18 protein-coding genes are annotated in these 21,139 nt (G+C 52.9%); 3 read left to right on the top strand and 15 right to left on the bottom strand.

What is annotated here, in order from left to right; translation table 11 throughout:
• Positions 1-239 precede the first annotated feature (239 nt).
• Together ACJO5Y_RS06125 and ACJO5Y_RS06120 are read right to left on the bottom strand one after the other, a co-directional pair.
• Positions 240-1,442, bottom strand: coding sequence for a Bcr/CflA family multidrug efflux MFS transporter (locus ACJO5Y_RS06125; protein WP_406985539.1), 1,203 nt, complete (start codon positions 1,440-1,442; stop codon positions 240-242).
• A 70-nt stretch (positions 1,443-1,512) separates the two neighbouring features.
• The gene (locus ACJO5Y_RS06120) at positions 1,513-2,817 is read right to left on the bottom strand and encodes an alginate export family protein (RefSeq protein WP_406985538.1); all 1,305 of its coding nucleotides are present in this window, start codon (positions 2,815-2,817) and stop codon (positions 1,513-1,515) included.
• Between the two features lie 452 nt (positions 2,818-3,269).
• On the opposite strand from ACJO5Y_RS06120, the gene feaR reads away from it, so the two are divergent.
• The gene (gene feaR, locus ACJO5Y_RS06115; protein WP_406985827.1) at positions 3,270-4,217 is read left to right on the top strand and encodes a transcriptional regulator FeaR; all 948 of its coding nucleotides are present in this window, start codon (positions 3,270-3,272) and stop codon (positions 4,215-4,217) included.
• Between the two features lie 74 nt (positions 4,218-4,291).
• On the opposite strand, the gene ACJO5Y_RS06110 is transcribed toward feaR, so the two are convergent.
• The 3 genes from ACJO5Y_RS06110 to ACJO5Y_RS06100 form a co-directional block, all read right to left on the bottom strand.
• Positions 4,292-4,651: a cupin domain-containing protein gene (locus ACJO5Y_RS06110; RefSeq protein WP_406985537.1), complete on the bottom strand. Its 360-nt coding sequence runs from the start codon at positions 4,649-4,651 to the stop codon at positions 4,292-4,294.
• A gap of 35 nt (positions 4,652-4,686) precedes the next feature.
• Positions 4,687-5,985 carry an NAD(P)/FAD-dependent oxidoreductase gene (locus ACJO5Y_RS06105; protein ID WP_406985536.1) on the bottom strand — a complete coding sequence of 433 codons (1,299 nt, stop codon included), beginning with the start codon at positions 5,983-5,985 and terminating at the stop codon, positions 4,687-4,689.
• A 143-nt stretch (positions 5,986-6,128) separates the two neighbouring features.
• Positions 6,129-6,572, bottom strand: coding sequence for a GlcG/HbpS family heme-binding protein (locus ACJO5Y_RS06100; RefSeq protein WP_406985535.1), 444 nt, complete (start codon positions 6,570-6,572; stop codon positions 6,129-6,131).
• Between the two features lie 104 nt (positions 6,573-6,676).
• On the opposite strand from ACJO5Y_RS06100, the gene ACJO5Y_RS06095 reads away from it, so the two are divergent.
• Entirely contained in the window at positions 6,677-8,575 is a 1,899-nt protein-coding gene (locus ACJO5Y_RS06095) for an FUSC family protein (protein WP_406985534.1), read from the top strand.
• A gap of 31 nt (positions 8,576-8,606) precedes the next feature.
• Here ACJO5Y_RS06095 and ACJO5Y_RS06090 read toward each other — a convergent pair whose 3' ends face one another.
• The 10 genes from ACJO5Y_RS06090 to hpaR form a co-directional block, all read right to left on the bottom strand.
• Positions 8,607-9,608 (bottom strand): methyl-accepting chemotaxis protein, encoded by a 1,002-nt coding sequence (locus ACJO5Y_RS06090; RefSeq protein ID WP_406985533.1) that lies wholly within the window; start codon positions 9,606-9,608, stop codon positions 8,607-8,609.
• A gap of 29 nt (positions 9,609-9,637) precedes the next feature.
• Positions 9,638-10,699 carry an extracellular solute-binding protein gene (locus ACJO5Y_RS06085; RefSeq protein ID WP_406985532.1) on the bottom strand — a complete coding sequence of 354 codons (1,062 nt, stop codon included), beginning with the start codon at positions 10,697-10,699 and terminating at the stop codon, positions 9,638-9,640.
• A gap of 83 nt (positions 10,700-10,782) precedes the next feature.
• Positions 10,783-12,180, bottom strand: coding sequence for an APC family permease (locus tag ACJO5Y_RS06080; protein ID WP_406985531.1), 1,398 nt, complete (start codon positions 12,178-12,180; stop codon positions 10,783-10,785).
• A 242-nt stretch (positions 12,181-12,422) separates the two neighbouring features.
• Positions 12,423-13,376: a p-hydroxyphenylacetate 3-hydroxylase reductase component gene (locus ACJO5Y_RS06075; RefSeq protein WP_406985826.1), complete on the bottom strand. Its 954-nt coding sequence runs from the start codon at positions 13,374-13,376 to the stop codon at positions 12,423-12,425.
• A gap of 70 nt (positions 13,377-13,446) precedes the next feature.
• On the bottom strand, positions 13,447-14,616 hold the full coding sequence (locus tag ACJO5Y_RS06070) for a p-hydroxyphenylacetate 3-hydroxylase oxygenase component (protein WP_406985530.1): 1,170 nt from the start codon (positions 14,614-14,616) through the stop codon (positions 13,447-13,449).
• A 239-nt stretch (positions 14,617-14,855) separates the two neighbouring features.
• Positions 14,856-16,178 carry a TRAP transporter large permease gene (locus tag ACJO5Y_RS06065; RefSeq protein WP_406985529.1) on the bottom strand — a complete coding sequence of 441 codons (1,323 nt, stop codon included), beginning with the start codon at positions 16,176-16,178 and terminating at the stop codon, positions 14,856-14,858.
• The gene (locus tag ACJO5Y_RS06060; protein WP_406985528.1) at positions 16,175-16,660 is read right to left on the bottom strand and encodes a TRAP transporter small permease; all 486 of its coding nucleotides are present in this window, start codon (positions 16,658-16,660) and stop codon (positions 16,175-16,177) included. The genes ACJO5Y_RS06065 and ACJO5Y_RS06060 overlap by 4 nt, the downstream gene beginning before the upstream one ends.
• 54 nt (positions 16,661-16,714) lie before the next feature.
• Positions 16,715-17,731 (bottom strand): TRAP transporter substrate-binding protein, encoded by a 1,017-nt coding sequence (locus ACJO5Y_RS06055; protein ID WP_406985527.1) that lies wholly within the window; start codon positions 17,729-17,731, stop codon positions 16,715-16,717.
• Positions 17,732-17,930: 199 nt separating this feature from the next.
• Positions 17,931-18,854, bottom strand: a complete 924-nt coding sequence (hpaA, locus tag ACJO5Y_RS06050) for a 4-hydroxyphenylacetate catabolism regulatory protein HpaA (RefSeq protein WP_406985526.1) — start codon at positions 18,852-18,854, stop codon at positions 17,931-17,933.
• A gap of 36 nt (positions 18,855-18,890) precedes the next feature.
• Positions 18,891-19,313 (bottom strand): homoprotocatechuate degradation operon regulator HpaR, encoded by a 423-nt coding sequence (gene hpaR, locus ACJO5Y_RS06045; RefSeq protein ID WP_406985525.1) that lies wholly within the window; start codon positions 19,311-19,313, stop codon positions 18,891-18,893.
• 242 nt (positions 19,314-19,555) lie between these two features.
• On the opposite strand from hpaR, the gene ACJO5Y_RS06040 reads away from it, so the two are divergent.
• On the top strand, positions 19,556-21,055 hold the full coding sequence (locus ACJO5Y_RS06040; protein ID WP_406985524.1) for an aldehyde dehydrogenase family protein: 1,500 nt from the start codon (positions 19,556-19,558) through the stop codon (positions 21,053-21,055).
• The last annotated feature ends 84 nt before the right edge of the window (positions 21,056-21,139 follow it).

Here is a 21,139-nt window from a genome sequence, read left to right as displayed (position 1 = left end):
ACTGCCCTATTTTTCTATGATCGCTCACGACTCACGCAAGTCACAGGTCTTTTTCGGAGAAGAGATTGTACTTTTCATGGTTGAATTGGCTTCACCCACGGCATAATGTTTTTGAGGCAGAGTGGGTTTTTGTGGAGATTGTCACTCAGCCTGTTTTTCAGCATCAGGTTGCAGTGTTTCGGGAGTTTCTCTCGCGTAGGGCTCCAGGAGCCCCCGCTGGCTTGACTGCCAGCGCAAGGTTAGAGAGAGGACCTATCTGCAGCGAACTTGCCTATAGTGAGGGATAGAGCAACTAAAGAGCCTGTTCCGCAAAAGCCCACAATAATTGCCATTGGCGCGGGCGTACCATCGTGAAAAAAGCCAACCAAAAAGCTTGCTAGGGCTCCCAGGCCAAACTGAGTTGCTATGGCCAGGCCGGCAGCCGCTCCTGCACTCTCGGGATAACGTTCAAGCAAGCTGGCCATGCAGTTCGCCCCCAACACACCAGTGACGCCCACAAAGCCGAACAAGGCAATCACAATCAGTGGCAATCCGCCGACAGCGTAGATTCCACCAACCATCAACAATAAGCCAGAAAGGCAGGCGCAGGCTGAGCCGGCTAGCAACAACGGCTGAGTGCCGACTCGCGTGACCAGGCGGGCGTTGAGCGAAACAAACAGTATGATGCCGCCGATATTGAGACTGAACAGCCAGGCGTAATGTTGGGGTTCGACACCGAAGTAACTGATATAAACAAAGGGCGATGCCGTGATATAGGCGAACATACCTGCAAATGGCAGTGCCATACACAGTATATAGCCGATCGCGGTACGGTGCCGGGCGATGCGGAAGTAGGCGTAGAAAACTGTCATCACGCCAGAGTTGCGGGAATCGCCACTATGAGTTTCGGGGATCTTCCAGGCTGTAAACGCTAACGTAATGGCGGAGAAAACAATCAATGCAACAAACAGTGAGCGCCAACCCAGTAATAACAACAGGTAGCCCCCGAACAGAGGCGCAATGAGTGTGGCGATCATTGTTACCAGGTGCATCAGAGACAGGACACGTGCAGCTTCAGTAACAGGAAACAGATCCCGGACGATTGTTCTTCCAAGCACTGAGGCTGCCGCGCCCCCGAGTGCCTGAACAAATCGAAGCAGGATGAGTTGTTCGGCGTCACTGGCTAAAACGCATCCCAGGCTTGCTACAACGTAAAGGGTGATCCCACCAAGTAGCAGGGGGCGACGGCCGAATTTATCGGAAAGGGGGCCGTAGAACAGCATGCCGATGAATAGTCCGATCAGAAACGCCGTGATGGTCAGCTGGATGCTTGATTCCGGGCTCCCCAGATCTTCAGCAATAGCCGTCAGTCCCGGGAGGTACATGTCGATAGACAGTGGTCCGAAAGCTTGAAGTGCCGCCAGCAGTGCTATAAGGCGGTGTGGACGTTCAATCGTCGGCATGGATATTCACTTGAGGTTTAACGAAAGAAGAAAAGGGGGCTGCCCTCCCAGGGGCAGCCTGACGCTCGCATTAAAATGGAACAACAGCAACCAGCTGTGCGTATACGTTTAGGTCATCATCGTTTTGAGTGCCACCGTCGGCAACGCTATTATCCGGCTTGTAAAAGCCAACCAGCGGACTGATGATCAGGTGGTCGTGGGCGACCCAGTCCACGTAAAGATCCAGTTCCGTGGCATCTGTGCTGTCGCCGCTGACGTTGTTAAAGCGGTAAGCCAAGGCGCCCACTGTCACGGCTTCTGAAGGAGACAATGTGAGGCCAGCATGATGGATTCCGGTATTACTGTTGAAGGGGCCTGCATAGTTGCCTGCTACTTCACCCTGGAACCATTTTCCATAGATACTGAAACCGTTGAAAAGGCTGTCCCAGTTTTCCGAATAGCGGGTGTAGCGGTAGGTAACGCTGGGCGACCAGTTTACATCGCTGAAGCTATAACCGCCCTCTACATACCAGGCATTTTCGTCGTTTGAGTCGGTGTCCTGGTGAGCGTACTCAAATGCAAAGTTGGCATTTTCGATGCCGGCATTGCCAGATGCTCTCAGGCTGTAGATATTCATGCCGTCCCGCTCTGCGACTGCGGGGCTTGCCCATTGCTCATCCACATCAAGCCCTTTGATGTAGGAGAACTCGACAAAGCCTTGTTCAGATGTGTACCCCAGAGTTGTTGCTGCCATTTCAGTTGATGCTTGGGCGTCATTATCAGACTTGAACCAAAGCAAGTCTGCTTTCAGGCCCTGCTGAGTATTCAGGCGAATAGTGGCCGTCTGGTCAAACGCTCGGCGAGCGGCCAGATAATAGGCTCCTCCGCGGTTGAGCTCTCCATTGGCCAGTGAGTTACCCAGATTGAGCCCATCGTCATTGACAATAAAACCATCGCCGATCTGAATCACTTGGCGGCCCAGGGAGGCTTCGAGACCATTCTCGCCCAATGCAGGTATAGAGGTTCCGGAGCGCCATCCGATATAAGCGTCCTCGAGTTCAGTTTCTCTTTCAGATCCATCGGTTAGGCCAGCTGCATCGCCGTCGCCCCAGGTCCCGGAACTGACATAGTTGACTGCGCCGAAGAATGTCTGACCCCCTCCGGTGGAGTAGTCTCCGCTCAAGCCATATTTGGCGAAGCCTTCGCTCCAGGTGGCGCCATCGTTGCCTCCAAAGTAATTTTTCTGGCTATCAAAGTACCCGGCTACACCTAGAAAATCGGCGTTCAGGGTTGAGTTCTCATCTTTGTGAAGTTCATATGCGGATGCTTTGGCTACGACCAATAATGCAATTGCTGATGCGAGGGTTGCTTTGCTCACGGTGTTTAGTGTTTTCATGGAACGCTCCTGAATCGAAAGGTGAATACACCTGTCGTGGTTTGTTGCTATTTTTTGCTTGCCCCATACTGAGGCGCATTAAAGCGAGTCTTGTCTGCTCGCAGTTGGTGTGACCCAATGCCAATGAGGCCACAGAAGGCCAATCTGTAATTGTTCTAATCTGTCATTGGTTTTGTTTCTCCGCGCCAGGCGAAGCCTGACCAAGAGCTTGGGGTGTCGAACCGATACTGTTACTGAAATGCACAAGTGAGACACTCCCTTCCCTCCGTTGCGCGCCAAGTTGATGAGGAAAAAGGCTGGCTAAGGCTTCCCCGGGGGCATAGGGGTCATAAAACCGTGTAGTTCCCGAAAGTGGCGCAGCTTTTGCTCTATTACAAAAAGATGTCTCCGTGCGTTTATATTGGTAACATGTTAATGAAATTTTGGTGCTTATGCGGGAGGTGCCCATGAACATGCCGGCTCAAATTCTCTCCTCGAATCTGGATAGTTGGAATGATGCATTGCAGAGTCTGTGCGGTCCCTATAAAACCGAACCTGCAAGGAATGCGTCCTTGTTTATCGGGGAGGTGCGCGCGTCGGAAAAGGCGGGATTAACGCTTGCGCATATGAAAACTAATGCAGATTCCATTCATCGGGATGTGAGGCCTGGTGAAAGTGTCGATGATCGCTATTGCTTCATGGTCAGTCAGAGGCGAGGCCGCTCCACAATCCGTCAAGGCGGTGTCGATATCAGGCTCTCGCCTGGTGACATCATCCTGATGGATTCCGTTGCCCCTTGTGAGATCAAGCCAGAGGGGTTGATGGAGCACGCTTCATTGTGTTTGCCCCGTGCCGAAATCCGAAGCATCGTAAATATTGGAACCACCCTCTTTGGCAAGGTATCGATGCAATGTGCCAGTGGCCGGATTCTTCACTCAATGTTTGATGAGCTCTGTAGCGATGTGCCTATTGGTGAGTCCAGAGAAGCCGAAGATGAGGCGATTATTGCCGCCTACACTTCTCTTCTCGGCACTTCGCTACGTTGTGGAGACGACGACCATGAAGTGATGGAGAACCTCTCCGGGGCTGGCCTGCGGAAATTCGCCGAAAAGCTGATCAATGGTTCGCTGGATTCACCTTCTCTGTCTCCTGGGACACTGGCGGAAGAGCTTCGGATCTCTGTCCGACACCTCTATCGCCTGTTTGAAGAAGAGGGCGAGAGTGTCTGCCGTTATATCCAGAGGGCGCGCCTTCAAAGAAGCGCTGAGGATCTGAGTAGTTCCAGGTTCAAGCACGAAACTATTACGTCCATTGCCTATCGCTGGGGGTTTGCGGATTCGGCACATTTCAGCCGCTCTTTCAAGAAGGAGTTCTGTTGTTCGCCCAGGGAGTACAGGAATACAGCGCTTGGTGTTCAATAAAAAAATCTGCAGCTCCTTCTACTTTATGGCGCTGCAGATCTTATTTTAGGTTGTGCCGTAGTCAATCCTGACAATCAGGCGACTGCAAGATAGTGTTTGATAAAGGAGTCGGTTTTAATATTCCACAGTACCGGAGTGCCTTTTTCGACAAACCAGATGTCGCCTTCCCGGTATGTATTGGTTTCCCCCGTCTTTTCATTGGTCAGTTCCACTTCGCCTTTAACAACAACAGCGTGCTCATTGAAAGGGTACGTCATGCGGAACTTGCTCTTGTTTACCCCGAAGTAAGCCGAGTTCACCGGGTCTGTGGGAGCTCCGAACGTCATCTTCCCAAAGGCGGCGCCTTCGCCCTCAAGGATTTCGGAGCCCAGGTCCGCTACAGTGCCCCAGGAGTCCAACTGGTTGATATCGATATTGGTGGAAACAGGTTTCATGATTAAAGCTCTTCCTTATTTACAGGTGATTGAAATTAACGGCGACCAGTCCAGTAACCTGAAAGCTGGTGCCAGGCCTTGCCTGCGGTCAGGATGGCAGGGCGAAACTTCTCTTTTCCGAGAATATTGGCCTGCTTGATGGAGCTCACCAGGTCGTACCTTGATGATCCTTCACTCATGCCCTCAGCTAGAATCTTGCAAATAATATGGCTTGGGGTGACACCGAAACCTGCCCATCCCTGTACGAAGAAAACATTTGGGTGTTCAGGCATGGAGCCAAGATTCGGGAAAAGTTTTGATGTGCACGCCATTGGGCCACCCCAGCAAAGGTCGATGCCGACGTCTTTCAGATACGGAAAGATCTTGAGCATCTGAGCGCGCTGCCATGCTTTGATATCGGTAGGAATGTGTTCGATAACACGGGTGGCAGAACCGAACAGCAGCCTGTTCTCGTTGGTGATCCGAAAGTAGTCGATGACTGGGCGAATGTCGCTGTAGGCACCGCGAATCGGGCTGATTTTCTGTACCAGCTCGTCTGACAGTGGTTCGGTTACCAACTGGAAGGCGTAGGTGTTGATGATTTTCTTGTCCAGCTCGGGTTCAATGCCGTTATTGAAGCTGTCACATGCCCAAAGGAGTTTGCTGGCTTTAACAGAACCTTTTGCGGTTCGTACCTTGACGGTGTCTCCGTATTCGACGGACAGTGCCGGGCTGTTCTCGAAGATCCTGGCGCCGTAACTGGTCAGCGCTTTGGCCTCGCCGAGAAGGAGGTTCAGCGAGTGTACCTGGCCTGCGCCCATGTGCTTCAGCGCGCAGGAGTATGCATCAGAGCCGACGATGGACTGGACGTCGTTGCCGGTGAGCAATTCGATGTCCTGATCAGGTGCGACGGAACGAAACTCCTTTTCCCATTCCCTGAGAGTCTTCTCCTGCCGGGAGTTGAAGCCGAGATAGGCGTAACCATGTCGGAAGTCGGCATCAATGTCATATTTCTTGATTCGGTCCTTGATGATCCTGGCGCCCTCATCGCTGATCTCGAAAATCCGACGAAGGCCCTCCTCACCAACATCCTTCTTGATGGTTTCCAGATCATGCCCAATGCCAGCCATGATCTGACCACCATTTCGGCCCGTGCCGCCAAAGCCCAGATATCTCGCTTCCAGGACTACAACATTGGTAATGCCCTTCTCAGCCAGTTCCAATGCAGTATTAATGCCGGCAAAGCCGCCACCAATAACAACAACATCTGCTTCGATATCGGATTCCAGCGATGGGAAACTGAGCTCGTACTTTTTGGTCGCGGTGTAGTAGGTTGGGGTTTCTATTTTGATCATCGGAAAGTTCCAAGTATCAGAAAGTGCAAAACGTTAGACTCCATATCCTGAGTGCTCCCGTCCATGGAAACCATTAAACGCTGAACGGTGTTGCAAGAATTGTCTGAGGCGGACATGGCCTTGCATTTTAATGCCAAGGCCTGTCAGAGCTTGGCTGTCAGTGCCTGAAAGTGCTTCACGGCTGATTCGGCTATGGCACAATCCTCTGCTTCAGACGCGCCAGAAATCCCTATGGAGCCAAGCCTTTCGCCCTTGTGGATAATAGGTTCACCGCCCCCGAAAAATGCCAGCTTCTCCTGTAAGGGCAGTCCCATGCGCACACCGGGCGATAAATCAGAAAAGCGTTCATCCCAGAGTTTAGTTGAAGCTGAGAAGGCAAGAGCTGTATTTGCCTTTCGTTCGGCAATTGACCGGCAGGGAATCGGAGCGCCATCCATGCGAATGGATGCCAAAGGGTTTGCAGCAGAATCCAACACCACGATGGCCACGTTTCTGCCTTGCTGGCGCGCCTGCGTCAGAGCTTGGTGAGCCAGTTCAAGAGCGCAGTCAAGAGTGATGCTTTCTGTGGAAATCACGTAGTCGGTCATATTGCTCGTCCAATAGCTGAAAAAACGTTATGATGTTAACATTATTGCATGGATAATCACCGCTCACATAATGGATTTACGCTACATACTGAGGCAGGAAAACGGTGACCAACCTTGTGTTCAGGCCCTTTGAAGCTGTTGGGTGTTGGTTGGGCACTGACCGTCCGGCACTCTTTTCTGCCCTCTTACTTGCACTCTCCGCGTGGATTGCTTTCAGCATTGCCAGCATGCTGCATTTGCAGAATGCCTTTTGGGCGGCGATGCCCGTTTGGGTGGTTGCACAGTCTTCCAGGGGACTACTGCTGGCAAGAGCTTTTTATAGAATTGTCGGAACCTTGACTGGCGCTGCTGCAGGGTTGGCGCTGCTGCAGTCGCAATTGGATGGCTATGTCATCGCGATTTTGCTGGCTAGCCTCGCCGCTCTCTCTGCTGGTTTGACTCACGTTCTGAGAGGGCCCCAGGCCTATGCCAGCTTGATGACCGGCATTACGGCGGCGGTTGTGGTTATTCCCGCTTTGGCCAGTGATCTTCCGTCAATCGGCCTTGCCATCGCCAGAATTGAGTGCACGCTGATTGGTGTGGCATCGGTGACATTGATTATGGGGGTTTTTACCCCGCCTTCCCCTCGTGAGCCGTTTTACCGCAAGGTTCGCCAGTTTGAGCACGATTGTATCCGGTTCGCTTTGCAGCAGCTAAAAGGGGGCTATGAGAACAGGGAGTCCGAGAGCCGCAAGCTCATGGTTGCAATGGCCGATATCAATAGCGAAGCAACGGTAGTGACTGCGGGCTCTATTGAAAGTCACCGGCGACAACTTCAGATAGAAGCAATTGTCACAAACTGCATGATGCTGATTGCTGAGTGTCGGGCACTTGCCAGCCAGTCCGGGGGGTGGGGACAAGGCCTGGAAAGACTTTGTTCTCAGCTCGAAGGGTTGCTTCCGAGATTCTCCTCCACTGAGCCGGCACGGCCGCAACCGTGGTGGTTTGAGGATAAGTTGGAAATCCCGGAAGAAAGGGCATTGAAGCACACTGTGATTCGCATCCTCCAGGCGGACGCAGAACTTGTTTCTCATCAAGCGCCCAAGCGCAGACCGTTTTCTCCCCTAGCGCCATACGCTGATGGATGGCTCGCGCTCAGAACGGCGGTATTGTCTGGATTGGCTGTGCTGGTCGCAGCGCTTGCAACTTCGACAATCAAACTAACGGGCGTGGAAATCGGTGCACTTGGAATCTGTATTTTCTCGTTGGTCCTGGGGTCCATGCCGGAGCCCCAAAAAATCGCGCCAAAACTGCTTTCAGGTGTGATTGCCGGCGTTATATTTGCGATCGGTTATAGGCTGGTGATACAGCCCGAAATCAATTCGCTGCACCTCCTTCTGCTTTCGATTGCTCCCTTTTTCCTTCTTGGAGGGATAGCCCGAACGAGTGAACGCTTTTCAGTTCCAGCTCTGGACGCCAATATGTGTTTTTTGCTTGCCAGTCAGGCCGGGATGCCTGAAGCAAACGTTGCTGCCGTTCTTCAGCAATCACTTGCGCTAACGATTGGTGCTGGCCTTGTTGCATCCGGCTATTTGCTGGTACCTGTGGATCCTCGGTATTTTGCTGAGCTCTCGGTTCGGTCCCTCAGGAAACACCTCTCCACCCTGGCTTGGTCCGAGACCGGCTCCCATGATCAACTGAAAGCTAAAATCCGACAGAGAATCGTTCGATGCTTTCTGTATGCAAACAGGGAGAGTCTGTCGGCTTATGGAGCACCCACGGGGTTATTGTCGGCATTGAACCTGGCAGATGCTATCGTGCAATTGAAAGCGCTTGGCACCGATAGAACCGCACGGCGGAGCCTTAGGGCTCTGAGGTTTCTGTCCAAAGATCCCGAACAAGTCCTGCGCATCATCGATAAGTTGGCGCTCCGGAGCGCTTTACCTGAGGTGGCAGCGACCCTAGATAAAGCCGCACTCGGATTGAAGGAGATACAGCGGCTGGATGGTGTGTGGAATCCATAAATCAATGCACTCTACTGATTACTGATTCGCATTACGACTTGAGGGGGGCATCCTGAGTTTCCAGCATTTCCTGAATGCGCTTGGTTGCTTCCTGGGTTCGGTCAGCCAGCTTTTTTACTTCGTCAGCAACGACTGAGAACCCCCGCCCTGCAGATCCTGCCCGGGCGGCTTCAATGGCCGCATTCAGGGCCAACAAATTTGTTTGCGTGGCTATGCCGCTAATGACATCGACGACATCCGCTATCTGGCTGTAGGTTTCCCGGCTGTTTTCCTTAAGCCGATCGTGGGCAATTTTTGCTGATCGTTCGTCCTCAATGTTTCTGACAGCGCCTATTGCGCGAATCAACTTGCCTTGTTCGTCACGAATAGCCCGGCCGCGCTCCCTAAACCAGCAGTAGCCTTCCGTTTTATGCCGCATCCTGAATTCTTCGACGTATTCACCCGAGCCCGAAGGGTTGTTAATCTCCCGTTCAAATGCACTAAGAATTCGGGGCAAGTCCTCTGGGTGGGTAATGTTTACCTGGCTGTCCATACCGTCAGGTAATTCTTCTCTGGAGTAGCCAAGCAGTCGTCGGAACTGGTCGGTAATATACATGTTGCTACCCGGATCCTCTGGCCGTCCGTTTGTGATCACAAAGTCCCATACTCCTTCGGTGAGTGTGGACTGAATCATTCGCCAGACCTTTTGTTCGTTTTCAAGCTCCATTCGGGCAGAGTTGGCGTTTTCCAGGGCTATCTGGAGGTGATTTCTTTCTTGCTTGAGTTGTTCGATTGACTGCGAATACTGCTCTTTCTCCTGTGATTGGATTTGCTTCAGCTTGTCCAGTGATTGCTTGAGCGTTTGCCTTTCAGATTCCAGAGTAGATCCAGCGGTTTCAATCCGGCCCATAAAAGAACGAATGGATAAGTTGAGGTCGGGGTGCCTTGAAACTTCCGTAAAACTTTCAAGGTCAGATGTGATATCAACGCTACTCGAATCGAGTATTGCAACGATCTCGGATACAAGCTGTTTTGAGGAGCCTCGTTTGAACATGGGTTACTACCTCTATCCTCTTTTGTGGACTACAGGTTTGATTTGATGGAACGCCAGAAGGCTTCAATTTGCTGCGTACGAGTGGGGCCGAGGTTTTCCACAAAGTAGAGCTTTCGCCGGTAATCGGTGCCGAGCACTTTGGCGGGGTTCAGGCCTACGCCCTGATTCGATGCTACAGAAGGGGGAAGGTGGGAGAAAAAGTGCGTGGCGCTGGCGTTTCGCCTTCCGCTCTCCTGTTTCAGCATGTAGTCAATGAACTGGTATGCCGCGTTTTTTCTGGTTGAGGTTTGGAGGATCGTCCAGCTATCAATCGTGAGGAGGCCTCCCTCATCGGGAAGCATGAAGTTTATAGTGTCACGGGACTGCTTTGCGGCCAGTGCATGGCCGGACCAGGCCATGGCTACACACAATTCTCCTCTTGCAAGGCCTTGGATATAGCTTTCGTTATTAACCTGACGGATATAGTGAACCGACTCTTCGAGCCCTTTCGAGTATTTTTCAAGGCGTCGTTCACTGGTGTGGTCGAGCTTTCCGCCAACAAAATTGGCTTTCAGTGAAAGCACCTCCTTTGGTGCTTCCAGCCAACTCACCCCGCACGTTGAAAGTTTCTCAAGGTAGTCATTGTAAAAAACCAGAGACCAACTCTGGGGTATTTCGCCAGCAAGTTTCCGTTCGACCGACGGGCTGTCGTAGGCAATGCCTATGGCTGCCCAAAGGTAGGGGATAGCGTAAGCATCTGCACTGTTGAACGCAGCGAGCGCTGCCAGGAGGCTGTTATCGATTTCACCATGATTTGGCAGTCGGGTTGTGTCGAGCTTTTCAAGTCGCCCCTTTGCAATGAGCGCAGGCAGTTGAAAATGGGATGGCACCACGATGTCATAGTCCGCTTCGTTCTTAAGCGCCAGTTCCAGTTCCTCGACGGTTGTGTACTCGGTCAACTGAACGTCAATGCCGGTGTCCTGCTCAAACTTTTCGACTAACTCCGTATCGATGTAGTTTTTCCAGTTATAGATCTTTAACGGCTCCGAGTAAGCAGTGCTCCAGAAGCCGAGGAGGAAGAAGGCCGTTAGCAGTAATTTTGTTCTGTTCATTGTTCTGCCTCTGACAAAAAAAGCCCGGGCTTGATAAACACCCGGGCAGAATAGGGGGACTTCGTTACATGTGCGGCACTGGTTTACGAAAGGTCAGCTTCGAAGAGGCCGCGTTTCATGTAGAACTTCACCCAAAGCGCGGCAATGATGCTGGTGACCAGCAGAATGCCTCCGGTAATTTTGTAGACCAAAACAGTCATTTCCGGCGATGGTGAATTATTGAACGCCACGTAGGTCATGCCCACTATGCCGAAGAGCTGAGGCAGTGGATAAAACGGCGTTCTGAAGGGGCGTTTGATGTGTGGCATGCGGCGCCGCAGAACCAGAACATCGATGTGGGCGACAACATACGCCAGCAGCCAGCTCGTGGAGGCGGCAATAACCAGGGTGATCAGGTCATCAATACCCATAAGTACGACAGGAATGGCAATGATGGCGACCATGAACAGAATGCCAACCCATGGAGTGCCAAATTTCTTGCTGACAACTTTCAGTTGTGGAAAAGCCTGCTTGTTCTCCGCCATACCATGCAGCATGCGTGGTACGCCAGCAAGAACTGTGTTTACGGTGCTGCAGGTGGCTGCAACCGCCATGACTGCAGCCACGATCAGACCACCCTGGCCGAAGACGGCGTTGGCATAATCGAGGTATGGAATCGGGGAGGCAAGAATGGACTCAGTGTTCATGTAGTAGCCCACGCCAGCGACGAAGACCAGGAAAATGGCCAGCATGGCAACCAGCGACAGGCTCATGGCGCGAGGGATGTTCTTTTCTGGGTTTTTAACCTCGTTGATCATGGGACAGATGAATTCAACACCCACCATCAACCACATCGCCATGGCGATCAATCCGATAAAGCTGCCATCCATGACGCCACCGAAGCTCCAGTCGATTGTCGCCCCGGTGACTTCCGGGTGTGGCTCCACAGTCCCGGTGACAGCGCACAAGCCAACAACAACGAGCGCGACCACCAGGATGAATGCAAGAATGTTCTGGGCTCCGGCAAATACATCGGCGCCGAGATAGTTGGTGAATGCAAAGAACGCCAGTATGCCAAATGGAACGACGTACTGGGGGAATACACCCGGCAGCAATTCACCGATAATGGCGTCGACAAGGAGCATTTCGACAGGAATCGCCAGCATGGCGACTACCACGTAGCCAGAGAAGACAGAGACTATTGCAGGAAAGTGGCCAATGGCTTTTTGAGTATAGGTCGCCAACGTGCCTTCCTGGGGAAACATCAGGGATAATTCGGAAAATGAGAAGGCATTACATTGGGCCAGGATAAAGGCAGCAAACATCGCCGCAATGAATGCCGTTCCACCAATGCCTATGCCTTGAGTGGCGGTAATCATGGAGCCCTGCACAATGACCAGTCCGATACAGATGGCCATCATCGTCATGAACCCGAGCTTCTTGGTACTCTTTTGCACGGCGGTACCCTCCTTCGGAGTGTCTGATACAGTTGTTATGCTCATAATTTTCTCCGGGTCTGGTGCCTTTATGGCACTTTTATTGTCAGTTTGCATGCATCGCAACACAGCGATGGATGTTGTCTACTGTGACCGCAAGAATCGGTATTTTCTTGTATAGAATTGTCCGGTACTTGTATTTCCTTGCCAGTCATCTCGTGACGAGAACTTGCCAAAACTAAAAAAACCGCCCGACTGTCAGGCCAGACGGTAAAACGCTGCCAGCCCAGCAGCGATGAGGGTTTGTATTATTCCGAGCCCATCTGAAAAGCGATAACGGACTTCAGAATGGATTTGAAGTTTCCTACCTGCTCCTCGGAGAACTCACCGAACACCTTGTCCTGTTGTTCCTGGGCAATCCTCCAGAGCATCTCAGCCTGATCTATACCCTCTGTGGTCAGCCGATAGCCTTCTTCATTGTCTTCAACCAGACCTTTGCGGTTGAGAATATCCACTGCCAGCTCGATCTCCCGCATGGGCATCGCTACCTCCTTTTGCAGGTCGCACTTGCTGAGACAGGAGTCATGTTCAAGCACCATCAGCATTCTTGCTTCGTTGGCGCGAAATCCCGTTGAAAGTTGTTTGGGTTGGTAGTTGGCCTGATAGCTACGCACCGCCTGAGTCATCAGGTAGTACAGGTTATGGCTGAGTCGTCCCTGAAATGCGCTGGATGGTAACTGTTCGGACGATGCCTTGTTCATCCTAGTGTGCGGAAGCACCATGGAGTAAGCGCCCTGATGGTAGAGCAGGGGAGAGCGTCCGAAGTCGTCAAAGGTGATGACCTTGCCAATAATGATCCAGTGATCGCCTCCTTCAACGATGTTGTAGGTTTCGCACTGAAAGCGGGCGGCAGTGTCCAGCAGAATTGGAGCGCCACCGAGGCCGGTTTCGTGTTCGATGCCCTCGAACTTGTCATCTCTGGGGCGGGCAAAACGGTTGGAAACATCAATCTGATCTGCCGCAAGAATATTTACTGCGAAGTGGCTGCTGTTCTTGAATACTTCGTAACTGCTGGATTTCTTCTCAATGCTCCAGAGTATGAGTGCCGGATCAATCGATACGGAATTAAAGCTGTTGGCCGTCACCCCCGCTTTTTGGCCGGATTCTGTTGCACTGGTCATCACGGTGATGCCTGTTGCAAAGTTTCCCAGGGCGCGTCGGAATGCTTTTGGATCAATAGTGGTTTGGTTTTGCTCGTTCATGTCTGGCTCCCTCGCCATGGCTTTCACGGTACCCATGGTGATTTCATATCTTTTTATTTATTGCTTCGGTTTATTTCAGCGTGGGGTCAGGTTCCAGGCCCATCAGCTCGCGGCCAAGGATCTGGGCGCAGACGTCATAGTCGGTATAGGCATGGGCACCGGTCATATGTGAGTCCCGGAACAGGCGCTGAAGCTCGTTGCCCTCGAACCAGCTAGTGCCACCAGCGGCTTCAAAGAGCCTGTCGACAGCCTGGATACACATCTTGACCGCATAAGCCTGGTTGGTTCGCCAGAACGCCAGTGTTTCCGGGGTCGGGTAGGTCTGGCGCTCGCTGTGCCAACGATGTTCTTCCCATGTTTTCTCAAGGAACGCGCGGGCCGCATGCACTTGATGCGTTGATTCAGCGAGGCGCATCAGCGCTGGTGTTGCTGTTCCAACGCTGGCACCTGTATAAGCACGCACCCGGTTTTTGGTCTTGTCCTTGAATGCTTCGAGCATGCGCTCAGCGATACCAAGGCTGATCGCCGAAAAACCACTGGCAAAGTAAGGCCTGTAGGGGGAGTAGAAAATCTTGCTGTCCGGGTACAAACCATATCCGGCTGATTTGCCTTCCATCATGTCTTTGGCAGACTGAATCCTGTGTTCCGGTACGAATACGTCCTCGATCAGCAGTGTTTTTGTTCCGCTGCCGCGCATGCCGGCGGCGAACCAGTCATCAACAATCGTATAGTCCTGACGCGGAAGCACGGCAAAGCAGTAATCCTTTGTTCCGCTGCTGGTATCACGCATCAATCCGACAATGGCCCATTCCGCGTGGTCACAGCCACTGCTCCATCCCATTTTGCCACTCAGGCGAATGCCGCCTTCGACCTCGGTGGGTTTGCCGAAAGGAGCGATGCTACTACTGGCGGTAGCATCCGGGTTGTCGCCCCAGATTTCGTCTTGCAGCTTTTTCGGGAACATCGCCAGTTGGTGGCTGTGAGTGCACAGCAAGCTGAACGCCCAGGCAGTACTGGCACATGTGGTTGCCAATGCTGCCACGCAATCTGCAAATTCAGGCAGGCTGATTTCCATGCCGCCAAAGGCCTTTGGCTGAAAGGCGCGATGCATTCCAATGCCTTTTAGCAGCGCAATGTTTTCTTCGGGAACGGTGCGATCACGTTCGGCGCGATCAGCATTGGCGGCAATTTTAGGAAGAACACCTTTGAGATCTGCAAGAAGCGGATTTGGCTTTTTCATGGTTTCGCCTTTTTGTCGGTTGTGTCCAGTTCGGAGCCCTTGCCGTTAATTTTGCTGAATGTCGGCGTTTAATCGTGGTGGCTAAGCTCCAGTGTCTGCATTATGTGGCGAACATGCGTGAGGTAGAATGGACGAATCGGAGCGAATATTGCACTTTTCATGGCTAAGAAGGTGCTGGAGATTATGATGGGCGATGTTCGGTACTGGGGCCGCTCAATACCTGAGCGGCCAAGTGCAGGTCAGAGGTTGAGAAGTACCAGGCTTATGCCGGGAAACAGGAAGAGAAGGATAATTCGTGCAATATCCGACACCAGGAAGGGCACGATCCGCTTCGAGATATCAATCAATGACACGTCCTTGACTGCTCGCTGAACAATAAACAGGTTCATCCCGAGCGGTGGGGTGATCAGGCCTATCTCGACGACCATGAGGGCAAGAATCCCAAACCAGATGGACTTCTCGGAAGGTCCGAGACCCAGAATTTCCAGTTCCATGATGACTGGGTAGAAGATCGGGACGGTGAGGAGGATCATTGCCAGGGAGTCCATGAAGCACCCCAGGATCAGATATAAAATCAGAATTGCAGCAACCACGAAAAGGGGAGGAAGCCCGGACTCGACCACCCATGATGTCAGTTCAACGGGCATGCGTGACAGTGCAAGCCCGGAATTGAGTAAATCTGCCCCCAGCAGAACGAGGAAAATCATGGCTGTGGTTTGTGCGGTGCCCATTAGGCTCGATTTAAGACCATCTCCGCGAAGGCCGCCCTGAAAAAAGGCGAGGAGGCCACAGGCAGCCGCGCCTATGGAAGCAGCTTCGGTGGGGTTGGCCCAGCCGGCGTATATGCCGACAATAACCACAAGAAATACAAATGCCACGGGAATGATCGCCCAGACTGCCCTGAGCTTTTCTTCAATTGAAACGTCCACCGGGTTGTTCTGGACGCTGTTCTCCCCTGAAATCAGGATGCGCAGAACCACCATGTACCCAATGGCGGCAATAATGCCGGGGATGACCGCCGCCACGAAGAGCTTGGCGATGGACTCCTGCGTCAGAACGGCATATACGATCAATGGAACTGACGGTGGTATGAGTATGCCTAGAGTTCCTCCTGCGGCAACGGTAGCTGAGGCCAGGTTGCCGGGGTAGCCGTAGCGGCGTAATTCGGGCAGGGCGACTTTTGACATAGTAGCGGAAGTTGCCAGTGACGATCCGCAGATGGCGCCGAACCCGGCGCAGGCGGCCAAAGCGGACATGCCTAGCCCTCCCCGAACTTTGCCGGTAAAAGCTGCCGCACAGCGGAAAATGGCTCGGGAAAGTCCCCCGTGGGTAGCAAATTGCCCCATCAACACGAAAAGGGGAATCACGGCCAGGTCGTAGTTGGAAAGGCGTGAATAGGCGAGGTTGTTCAGGGTGAAAAGCAGTGAATTGAGATCACCGCTGTTGACGACCCAGTAACACAGTGCACCGCCCGCAAGCATAGCGATGCCAATATGGATGCGGAGGACGAGCATCAGCAGGGTCACGCCAAGGGCTGCCAGCCCTAGTGTCATACTGCTCATGTGTCCTCCCCTGAGTTCATGAGAATGTGAGAAAAACGGTTAAGTGAACACAGCGCGAGCAACAGAAAGCTGGGAACGATAAGGGCTAGCGGAATCCAGAGAGGTATGGCGAGCAGTGTTGTCTGATCGCCATACTCGAAGTTGTCCATGGTTTGTAATCCTGTGCGCCAGGCTATAACAATGGCTGCGAACAGGCATAGGAGGTGTGCAATCGCGTCGAGAACCCGGCGAATCAATCGGGGCGCAGCAGAGGTAAATGACTCGGCTCTCAGGTGATAGCCCTGCAACTCGCAGACCGGAAGGAAACCCGCAATAGCAACGGCGGCTCCCACTTTCAACAACTCCATGTCGCCGGGGATAGGCAGGGAAAACAGTTTCCTTCCCACGATCGATACGATGGACATGGCTACAATTAGCAGGAGGATGCTGCCTCCTGCCAAGGCGAATAACCTGGCTGTTCTATCCAGGAAAATCTGAATCATAATGTCACCCTCATACGCCCACAACAGATTGATTCTGAAACGTTCCGGAGATCTTTAGTCCACGCTGGACAGCTCCCTGACAGTCTCGACCAATGTCTCGCCATCAAGACCCTTTTCCGAAGCGCGCTTTGCCCATTGCTGTGGGAGCTCCCGAACCTGCTCTCTCAATTCGTTGTAATGAGCCTCTATCAGTTCGGTGACGCTCTCCTCATCGACCAGTGAGCGTGCGCGTACCATTTCTTTGTCCCAGGCTTCGCCAAAGGCGCGAACCAGTGGTTCGCCGCTGTTGTCGTTGATGATCTCCCTGAGATCTTCAGGCAGGCGATCGTAGGTTCTCTTGCTCATCAGCATGGCGAGAATGGTGTAGCCGAAAGCCGCACGCTCTTCCCCGAGTTGTGTGTGGTGGTTGGTGACCTCATTAAGTTTGGTGGGCGGTACAACCTCCCAGGTTGCAACGGCACCATCAACCACGCCCTTGGCTATGGATTCGGTCATTTGCGCGGGTGGCATGCTGACCGGTGTCGCGCCCAGCGCATCCAGGGTTTCGGCGATGATTCGGCCGGAGGCCCGGAGCTTGAGACCTTGCAGGTCGGCTAATGAGTTGATGGGAGTTTCCCGGGTGTGAATGTCCATGCCGCCATCGCCGAAAAGGGCAAGCACCTTGAAGCGGCTGTAATCCTTGTAGGCATGCTGCTGGTAGAACTCCCAGATAATATCGTTGCCGCTCACGCCCCCATAAGGCAGCAGGAAAGGCAGTTCCAGCGCTTCTGTCCGTGGGAATTTACCCGGTGAGTATCCAGGTGCAGTCCAGACGATGTCCGCTACGCCGTTCCGGGCCATGTCTGCGAGATCGGAGGGACTGCCGCCCAGTTGCATGGAAGGATAGATCTGGCACTGCAAGCGACCATCTGAATCGGCCTCCAGCTTCTCGCACCAGGGCTCTATGACGTTTGCATGAGCATTGGAGCTGGCTGGTAGGAAGTGGCTTACACGAAGTGTGTAGCTGTTCGCGTTGGCTGTTGAGGACAGCGCGAGAGTGCAGCAGAGAGCGATTGAAAGCCGTGAGAGCATCGTTAGACTCCTGTTTGTTTTTGTTCGCCTTGATCATGCCGTTCGACATTTGGCATGTCATTAACATATTAACAAAGTGGTGGGGTGTCAAACGCATTTATTTTGGGTGAGGAGGGACCAATTGGTGGGTATGCGGTTTTTGTACCAAGCGACAGTGGGATGGAAGGGCGGGGAATTGTTGGGCTTTGAGGCTCCCGGGTCAGCTGAGAGCCTGGTTTTTGTCTATCTTGTCACTGCTGTTACGATACTGCCCTGGACTCATCCCTGCGTTTCGTGAGAAAAAACGGCTGAAATAGGCCGGATCCTTGAAGCCCAGCTCAAAACAGATTTCGTTGATGGATTGGGTGGTAAACAGTAGCAGCCTTTTACTCTCCTGCATCAGTCTCTCATGAATAATTTTTTTTGAGGGCAGGTCGGCAATTCGTCGGCAAATATCGTTCAGCCGGGCCTCTGTGACCCCGAGACAGTCAGCGTAGTCTGACAGCGACCAGTGCTCCCGGAAATGGGTCTCAATTTTCTCGTTAAAGCGCTGGAAAACCACCATATCTTCGCTGCGAGTGGTCAGACCTTGTTCGCGGTTGGTATTCGATAGTCGAAACAGGTTGATGAAGATAAGCTGGGTCAGGTTCTCAAGGGCGAGATTCTTGCCAGGTCGGTCCGATACAAACTCTTCCCGAACGGAGTTGAACAGGTTGTTGATCTCGCCGGCTGTAATGATATCAGTGCCAGGTTTTTCCTTCAGCGCGACGCAAGCCGGACTTATGAAAGGCCCTGAGCCAAGTCCGTGTGGTGCCTCAAGTAGCGGCCAGATAAGCTGCTGCCGTACGGTCAGCACATGGCCATCACTTTTGCTGTCGGTAATGAATGCGTGTGGCACGGTCGGAGGTGTCAGAAAAAACATCGGGGCGCGAGCTTCGTAACGCTTCTCATCAAGAAATACGCGCACCATGCCGCTCGCTACATAGTGCACCTGAAAGAAGCGGTCATGGCGGTGTACCGGCATATTACGGCCGAAAAAGCTGGCCAGCTTGCCCAGTGATTCATAGTGGATGTCCGCATCCTGGTAACGCTGGTCATAAACCTGTCCAATATTGATGTTTGGAATGGTGTGGTTATCCGCCATCTCGTTACCTGCCGCTGAAATTACACGCCAAAGGCTTCAGGGGTTTATTTTCTTGAATTCGTTCAGGAGCTGAAGCAGTTCCTGCATTTTGTCCTTGCCGAACTGGTCTTGAATTCTCTGGTAGTTTCGCTCCATATCTTCTTTCATTGCAGCAAAAGCGTTTTCACCCTTCTCTGTCAGTCTGACATGAACGCGTCGCTGGTCGGTGTCGCTCTTTCGTTTAATGACATAGCCATCCCGGATCATCCGGTTCAGGACGCCCGTCATGCTCGGCTTGAGAATGCAGGCCAGTTCCGCGAGGCGATACACTTCAACTTCTTTGTGCTGATTCAGAATACGGATGACTCGCCATTGCTGTTCGGTGAGACCGTGCTCATTGAGTGCGGGCCGGAAGAAGGCCATTGCTGCTTCTCTTGCCTGCAGCAGGGTCAGGGTCAGGGAGGGGCGAGTTCTCGACATGGATCTGAAAAATCCTCTCAGTTGGTTTACATCAATCTGGAATTCTAACCCAGTTTGGCACATTCGGAATGAATAGAGAGCAGGTGAGTCGGCGGAATGTCACTCTGGTCCATGTTTATGCACATTCAGACAAGCGTCGAAGATCCGGAGCTCCTAGAATTGTAACGGTAAAAAATCCGGGCGACCTCAGGCTTGCCGGCCCTTGAAGGTGTCCGCTCAGTTAATGTTGGGAGCGTAAGTCGATGACAACCGAACATACAGCCGTTCTTTCCCAGGTGGCGGAGTTTGTAGAACGAACTCACGGATCGTTCATTGATGGTCAGCCATTCAAGCCCAATGGCTCCGGGTCAATGCACGTATTCAACCCCGCATCGGGTGAAGCCCTGTCCTGCTATCAACCAGCCAGTGCCGAAGACGTGGATCGTGCGGTTAACTCTGCTTACCGGGCGTTCAGGTCCGGAGTCTGGAGCAAACTGGCGCCAAATGTACGCGAGCGCACCTTGTTAACATTTGCCACGCTGGTTGAAGAGCATGGTGAGGAACTGGCTCAGTTGGAAGCTCTTAATCAGGGTAAATCCATCAATGTCGCCCGTGGGATCGATGTTGGCGCCTCTGTCGATTACATGCGTTACATGGCGGGCTGGACGACCAAGATCGAGGGGCAGACCCTGGAGGTGTCGATTCCCGTGCCCCAGGGGGCGTCGTTTAATGCCTATACTCGCAGGGAGCCCGCTGGTGTGGTGGCAGGCATCGTGCCCTGGAACTTCCCGATGATGATTGCATTGTGGAAAGTTATGCCGGCTTTGGCGTGCGGTTGTTCGGTCGTTATCAAACCGGCTGATGAAACGCCTCTGACCGCACTCCGCCTGGCCGAATTGGCGCGTGATGCGGGCATACCTGACGGAATCTTCAATGTCATTGTTGGCAAGGGGGCGGAGGCCGGTGCGGCCCTGGTTTCCCATCCGCTTGTCAATAAGGTGTCCTTTACCGGTTCTACGGCGGTGGGCAAACAGGTCGGGATTGCCGCCCTTGAGAACATGACTCGCTTTACCCTGGAGCTCGGTGGCAAGAACCCGATGTTGATTCTGGAGGATGCGGATATCGAGCAGGCCGTCGGGGGAGCGATCGGTGGTGGCTTGCTGAACCAGGGGCAAGTGTGTGCCGCCGCTTCGCGGATCTACGTTCACAAGAGCCAGTATAAAAAGTTTGTGGAAGCACTGGCCAGTGCGGTCAAAAAGATGAAGGTAGGTGCTGGAATGGACCCATCTTCCGAAATAACCGCTCTGGTTTCCGAAAAGCAATTGGCCAGTGTGGAGGGCTACCTTGAGGCGGCTAGAAAGGAAGGTGCCGTATTCGCAGCGGGCGGAGAGAAGAGTGAGCTTCCGGGTTATTTTGTGAATCCCACAGTGTTGTCCGACGTTGATCAGAGCATGACCTGCGTGCAGGAGGAGATCTTCGGGCCGGTGTTGTCCGTGGTGCCGTTTGATTCGGTTGAAGATGCCCTGATGAAAGTGAATGACAGTCGGTATGGGCTGACAGCCAGCATCTGGAGCAACGATCTGTCCCGGGTAATGAAGCTGATTCCTGAGATCGAAGCGGGGACTGTCTGGGTAAATAATCACGTGCCGGTGGACCCGAACCTTCCATTCGGAGGTTTCAAACAGTCTGGAATGGGAAGGGAGTTCGGCAAGAGTGCGATCGAAGGTTTCACCGAATTGAAGTCAGTGTGTATTACCTACTGATCCGTTCCGGAGTGGAGGGGTGCGAGCACCCCTGCTCACTCTCAAACATGCAAGGCTTTCGATGTCCTGCCCATCAGCTCCCTG

Origin of the sequence: Marinobacter alkalisoli, from assembly GCF_045449855.1 — a bacterium.
GTDB lineage: Bacteria > Pseudomonadota > Gammaproteobacteria > Pseudomonadales > Oleiphilaceae > Marinobacter.
Note: the sequence above shows the minus strand (reverse complement) of the source record. Positions and strands in the feature narration are given on the sequence as shown.